At 60.3% G+C, this 5,591-nt stretch carries 6 protein-coding genes; 1 reads left to right on the top strand and 5 read right to left on the bottom strand.

What is annotated here, in order from left to right:
- Positions 1-241: 241 nt before the first annotated feature.
- Complete coding sequence (locus ACFFAR_RS23085; protein ID WP_375508534.1) at positions 242-1,423, bottom strand: amidase; 1,182 nt, start codon at positions 1,421-1,423, stop codon at positions 242-244.
- Between the two features lie 177 nt (positions 1,424-1,600).
- On the opposite strand from ACFFAR_RS23085, the gene ACFFAR_RS23080 reads away from it, so the two are divergent.
- Positions 1,601-1,927 (top strand): superinfection immunity protein, encoded by a 327-nt coding sequence (locus ACFFAR_RS23080; RefSeq protein ID WP_075360329.1) that lies wholly within the window; start codon positions 1,601-1,603, stop codon positions 1,925-1,927.
- Between the two features lie 18 nt (positions 1,928-1,945).
- Here ACFFAR_RS23080 and ACFFAR_RS23075 read toward each other — a convergent pair whose 3' ends face one another.
- The 4 genes from ACFFAR_RS23075 to ACFFAR_RS23060 all read right to left on the bottom strand — a co-directional run.
- A complete protein-coding gene (locus ACFFAR_RS23075; protein WP_174364700.1) occupies positions 1,946-2,869 on the bottom strand; it encodes an ABC transporter permease subunit in 924 nt (307 codons plus the stop codon).
- A 1-nt stretch (position 2,870) separates the two neighbouring features.
- Positions 2,871-3,785, bottom strand: a complete 915-nt coding sequence (locus ACFFAR_RS23070) for an ABC transporter permease (protein WP_375508535.1) — start codon at positions 3,783-3,785, stop codon at positions 2,871-2,873.
- Positions 3,786-3,855: 70 nt separating this feature from the next.
- Positions 3,856-5,172, bottom strand: coding sequence for a PotD/PotF family extracellular solute-binding protein (locus tag ACFFAR_RS23065; protein WP_062002181.1), 1,317 nt, complete (start codon positions 5,170-5,172; stop codon positions 3,856-3,858).
- A 64-nt stretch (positions 5,173-5,236) separates the two neighbouring features.
- Positions 5,237-5,591: TOBE domain-containing protein (locus ACFFAR_RS23060; protein ID WP_375508533.1), on the bottom strand; the 355-nt coding region annotated here is incomplete at its 5' end.

Here is a 5,591-nt window from a genome sequence, read left to right as displayed (position 1 = left end):
AGTTTCAGTAGTTGTTTATGACTGAGCCATCGCAGGGAATACAGTTTGAGTTTTCCGGACGAAACAGGATCGCGCCGGGCATGCGACAGGCTGCCATCGTCGATTTGCAAAATCTGAAATCAAATGTTTTGAGAGGAATTCCAATCCCCACAGGGACTGGAATGACAGCGCGGAGTAAAGGGTTGCGTAACCCTTTACGAGTAGAGATCGATAGCCGGTCTGTTTCGATTTTCGATTGCAACTACACCATCAGCTTGCGGGCCAATTCCATCAGACCCTTATCGCTTCCGGGCGCGCCGATTATGGAAAATCCCAGCGGCACGCCGTCCATCTGCATTAACGGAACAGTGATCTGCGGACATCCGCTTAGCCCCGAAATGCATAACATCCTGATCGACTGGTTTCGATAATCATCGAGTGCGTCATCGCTTTCAGAAAGCAATGGCGCGACGTCCGGCATCGTGGGCATGAGAATGACGCGGCCGCCTTCCAACAACTTCAAAAGGCCGGTGCGAAACTGCGCGCGGATATTCTCGCTTTGGCCGTTCTGACCGCTCGTGACAGTCTTCGACCAGAAAAAACGTTCGCGCACGCCTGGCCCAAGCTGGAAGTCATGCTTCTCGATCGCCGCGCCGTGGCTTTGCCATGCCTGGAATCCCTGTATGTAGCGGAAAGCCCAATAAAGCGCATCGGTGGAAGGCGTCATGACATCGGTGCCTTCGATAACGCCAAACCGCGGCCGCAATGTATCGAGCGTTGCCGCGAAAAGTGTCGCGACGTGCCCGGGCAAGCCCGCGAGCGCATCGCGGGGCAACCACGCGTCGGGTGTATCTGCGAGCGTGGCGGTGTCTTCGCCGAGCAGCACTTCGCCCACCCGAGCAAACGTATTCATGTCGCGCGCAAACCAGCCGCACGTGTCGAAGCCCGGGGCGAGCGGCATGCAGCCATCGAGCGATACGCGATCGTGCGTTGGCCGCAAGCCGATCAGTCCGCAGTGACTCGCGGGCGCGCGCACTGAGCCGCCAGTGTCGGTGCCGAGCGCGAAGTCGCACAATCCGTTCGATACCGCCGCCGCCGATCCGGAACTCGATCCGCCCGCGATGCGCTCCGGCGCGGCGCCGTTGCGCGGCGCGCCGTAGTGAGCGTTCTTGCCGGTCATCGAAAACGCGAGTTCCTCCGTGTGTGTCTTGCCGGCGAAAACCGCACCCTCAGCAAGCAATGCATCGACGACGGGCGCGCTGGCCGTCTTGATGCCGGACATTGCCAGCATGTGGGGGCTGCCGCAGCCTGTCGGGTAACCGGCGACATCGAAGATGTCCTTCACGGCGAATGTCAGACCGCTGAGCGGGCCGCTTGCGGCGTTTGCCACAGGAGAGTCGGGGAAGGGCACGAAGGCGCGGGATGAAGCCGGATCTTGGGTCATGTTCTTATAAGTGAGAGGCGGTTCGATAGCGCCTGATTATTACGGCGGTTAAATTTGTGACTTGGACCTTCGCGGCCATCGGGTCTATTCTGAATTTTCGCTTGAACGGACCGCAGACTGCAATGCAAGAAGGTTGCATCCATGTCCGGCTCACGCGATCTGTAAGGAGATTGAAAAATGGTCGCAAAAACGCTGGTCCAGGCTCTTCTCGCCGTTGTCGCCATGGTTGTGTACTTTACGCCGTCTATCGTGGCGGACAGGAGAGGGCGGCGCAACGTGCTGCTGCTCGCGCTGATGAACGCGCTGCTCGGATGGACAATCGTGGGATGGCTGAGCGCGCTTTACTGGGCGCTTCATCGCGACAGCCCGAAAAAAGTCGACCGCATCGTGCGGATGCAGACGCGCATGAAGGCCCATGCAACCGCCGATGCAATCGTCGCGCGTGCGCTTGCCCGCCATGTCCCGCCGGCAAAAGCAATCCGCATCACACGCGAACCGTACTGATCGTGACGCGCTAGACGCTCAGCCTGCGAGCGCCAGTGCGCGCGAGCGGCGCCGGGCCAGCCAGCGCACCAAGAGTAGCCCGACGATCATCACGGTGAGCGACAACATGGTGGTCATGGTGCCGAGCGCGTAGATGACGGGCGTGGTCACGGAAGTCGTCAGGCCCTGCAATTCAAGGGGCAACGTGTTCTGGTCGCCGATTGCCTGCGACGTACGCGCGATCTCGTCCCATGACAGCGTAAAGCCGAACATGCCGACGCCGATCACAGACGGCCCGATGATCGGCAACACCACGTGCCTGAAACTCTGCCAAGGCGAAGCGCCAAGATCGCGCGCCGCTTCCTCGTAAGCAGGGTTGAACCGGTTGAAGACGGCGAACATCACGAGCAGGCCGAAGGGCAGCGTCCACGTCAGGTGCGCGCCGAGCGCGGACGTGTAAAGGCCCATCGACGTGGTGTAGTTATCGACGAAAGACTCGTGGTCCAGAACGGTGGCGAGATACTTGACGCCGTTATCGAGCAGCCGGAACGTGAGGCCAATCCCCAGCGAGACGATGATCGACGGCATGATCAGGCTTGCCACCGATACATAAAACACAGCGGTATCTCCGCGAAAACGCTTGCGGAACGCAAGTCCCGCCGTCACCGAGAACAGCACGGTCAACACCGTGACCACGGCCGCGAGCCGCACCGAACGCCCGAACGCCGCCCAGATGTCGACGTCTCCAACGCCCTGCCGCAGCACCTCGAACCAATGCAGCGACACGCCGCGCATGGGAAACGTGAGGCCGCCTTCCGGCCCCTGGAACGACAGGATGAAGATTGTTATGACCGGGCCGTACAGGAACAGCACGAAAAGCACAAACACGAGTGCGAGCCAGTAGAAACTCGCGGGCCTGCGTTCACGATGTTTGAGACCGGGTTTGAGACCGCTGGCGGCCATGTCACAGCTCCTTGCGGATATCGACTACACGAGTCAGCGCCCAGACAATCAGAAGCACCACGGCCAGCAGGATGATTGCGTTGGCCGCGGCAGCGGGGAACTGCAGATAGCCCGTCTGCACCTGAATGATCTTTCCCACCGACGCAATCTGCTGCCCGCCCATGACGCCGACGGTCAGGAAATCGCCCATGACGATCGTGATCACGAAGATCGATCCGATCACGATTCCCGTCTTCGACAAGGGCAGCACCACTTCGCGGATGACTTGCCAGCCGCTTGCGCCTGCATCGCGCGCAGCTTCGAGCAGCGAGCGGTCGATGCGCATCATCGCGTTGAAGATGGGGACGATCATGAAGAACGTGTAGAGATGCACGAACGCGAGCACCACGGAAAAGTTCGAGTACAGCAGCCATTCAAGCGGCCGCTCGACCAGATGCGCGCTCACCAATGCCTGGTTGACGAGGCCGTTGCGGCCGAGCAGCGGCATCCATGAAATCATCCGGATCACGTTGGAGGTCCAGAACGGTATGGTGCAAACGAGGAACAGCACCGTTTGCATGCCCGATGACCGGACGTGGAATGCAAGGAAATACGCAATCGTGAAGCCGATCAAAAGCGTGACGGTCCATACGATCGCGCAGAACTTGATGGTGGACCAATAGGTCTTGAAGGTCACGCAGACATCGGTCATCGACGAACATCCATCGAAGATCGCCGCGTAGTTCTTGAACGTGAACGCCGGGATGATCTGGTATTCGTTGAAGTCCCAGAAGCTCACGATCAGCGTGATGATGAGCGGCACGATGAAAAACAACGCGAAGGTGAGCGTAAGCGGCGTTGCCTGCAGCCATGCGGCGGCTCGCCGGTGTTTCACCGGCGCCTCAAGCGTTTGAACAGGAAGCTCGATCGATGCCATCGCGTGATTACCCATTGTTTGAACTGATCCGGCCGGCTTCATGCAACGCACGCGGCCGGCCCTTGCATACTCAAGCCGCGATGAACTCGTTCCACTTCTGGACCATGTAGATGTTCTCGTCCATCACTGCGTTCCAGCACGCGATCGCTCCCATGCGCTGGTTGTACGAGCCGCCGTCGCGTACCGTGCCGGCCTTCTCGAGCAACTGGCCATCGGGCGCCTTGATGTCCTGCGCAGCGGGCTTGCCTTCCATCCAGTAGTCCCATTCGTACGCCTGCATGTGCGACTTCGCGGTGTCCGTCACGCCCGGGTAATAGCCCTGGCGCATCAGATAGGCGCCCGCCCAGCCGTCCTGGAACCAGTTGATGAACTCGTACGCCGCGTCGAGCTTGCGGCCCTGCAGCGAACGCGGCAGCCCGAAGCCCGATGCCCACGACCTATACCCTTCCTTCAGCGGCTGGAACTTGCAGGCAACGCCCATCGTGCGAACCTTCGTGACGGCCGGCGACCACATCGACTGGATCACGACTTCGCCGGACGCCATCAGGTTCACGCTTTCGTTGAAGTCCTTCCAGAAGGCGCGGAACTGGCCTGCGCGCTTGGCTTCGATCAGGATCTTGATGGTCTGGTCGATCTCGGCCTTGGTCATGTTGCCTTTGTCGCCATACTTCACATGACCCATCGCTTCGATCGCCATTGCCGAATCCATGATGCCGATGGCCGGAATGTTGAGCAGCGCAGCCTTGCCCTTGAACTCGGGATTGAGCAGCTCGGACCAGCTCGTGATCGGGCGCTTGATCAGGTCGGGGCGAATGCCGAGCGTGTCCGCGTTATAGGTGGTGGGGATCAGCGTCATCCATTCAGTGGGCGTCGCGGAGAATTGCGTCGAACGTGCGCCGGTCAGGAACATCACCTTCTTCGGCGCGGTGCCCTGGTCGCCGATCTTCTTGCCGTCGACCTCACCGCGCGTCAGGACGGGCGTGATCTTATCGGCGAGCTTGATCTTTCTTGCGTCCATGCCGGCAAGCGTGCCGGCGGGAATCAGCTTCTTCAGCGAGAAATATTCGGTGTCGACAATATCGAAGGAATTCGGTTGCGTGATGATGCGCTTGGCGACGTCGTCGGTCGTGACGGGGATGTACTGGATCTGGATGCCGGTGTCTTCCTGAAACTTCTTCGCGATATCCGAACTCTGGTTCACCGCGGTGCCGAGATATCGCAACGTGATCTTTTCCTGCGCGTGCACATACGGGAAGCCCGCAATACCCGCTGCCGCAACCGCGCCCTTGAGCAACGTGCGGCGTGACAGGCCCTGACCCGAACCGAGGCCGGATTCGGCGGGCTCGCTCGTGGTGGTATCGGACGGATGTTCTTTTCGCTCGGTCATTGCAATCTCCCTTGGTGACGTTGTCGTTTCAATGTTCTCGTTCAATGCAACGCAAAGCGGTCTTTCATGCCGCAAATGCATGGGCGTCCTGCTCGTTCCACCAGACCACGACGCGCGCATCGGTGCCAAGGCGCTGCGGGTCGTATTCGTTATCGGGGAGCAGTGAGATGAGTTCGGGCGAACCGTCTAGCGGCGCGAGTGTCATGCGCAAGTGTGTGCCCTGGTATTCGGTTTCGCGGACCGTGCACGGAATCCCGCCGATACGGCTGACCCCGCCGTCGCTGCCCGATGTCTGCACGGGCGTCACGCCGTGAGGCGCGATGCGCAGGTGATCGGCGCGCACGGTGAAAGCGCGGCCGTTTGCGCTCAGCACGTTATGACCGCCCAGGAAACGCGCGACGAATTCGGTGCGCGGCCGG

Origin of the sequence: uncultured Caballeronia sp., assembly GCF_964243625.1 — a bacterium.
Lineage (GTDB): Bacteria > Pseudomonadota > Gammaproteobacteria > Burkholderiales > Burkholderiaceae > Caballeronia.
The sequence above is the reverse complement of the archived record's forward strand: the minus strand, read 5'-3'. Positions and strand labels throughout refer to the sequence as shown.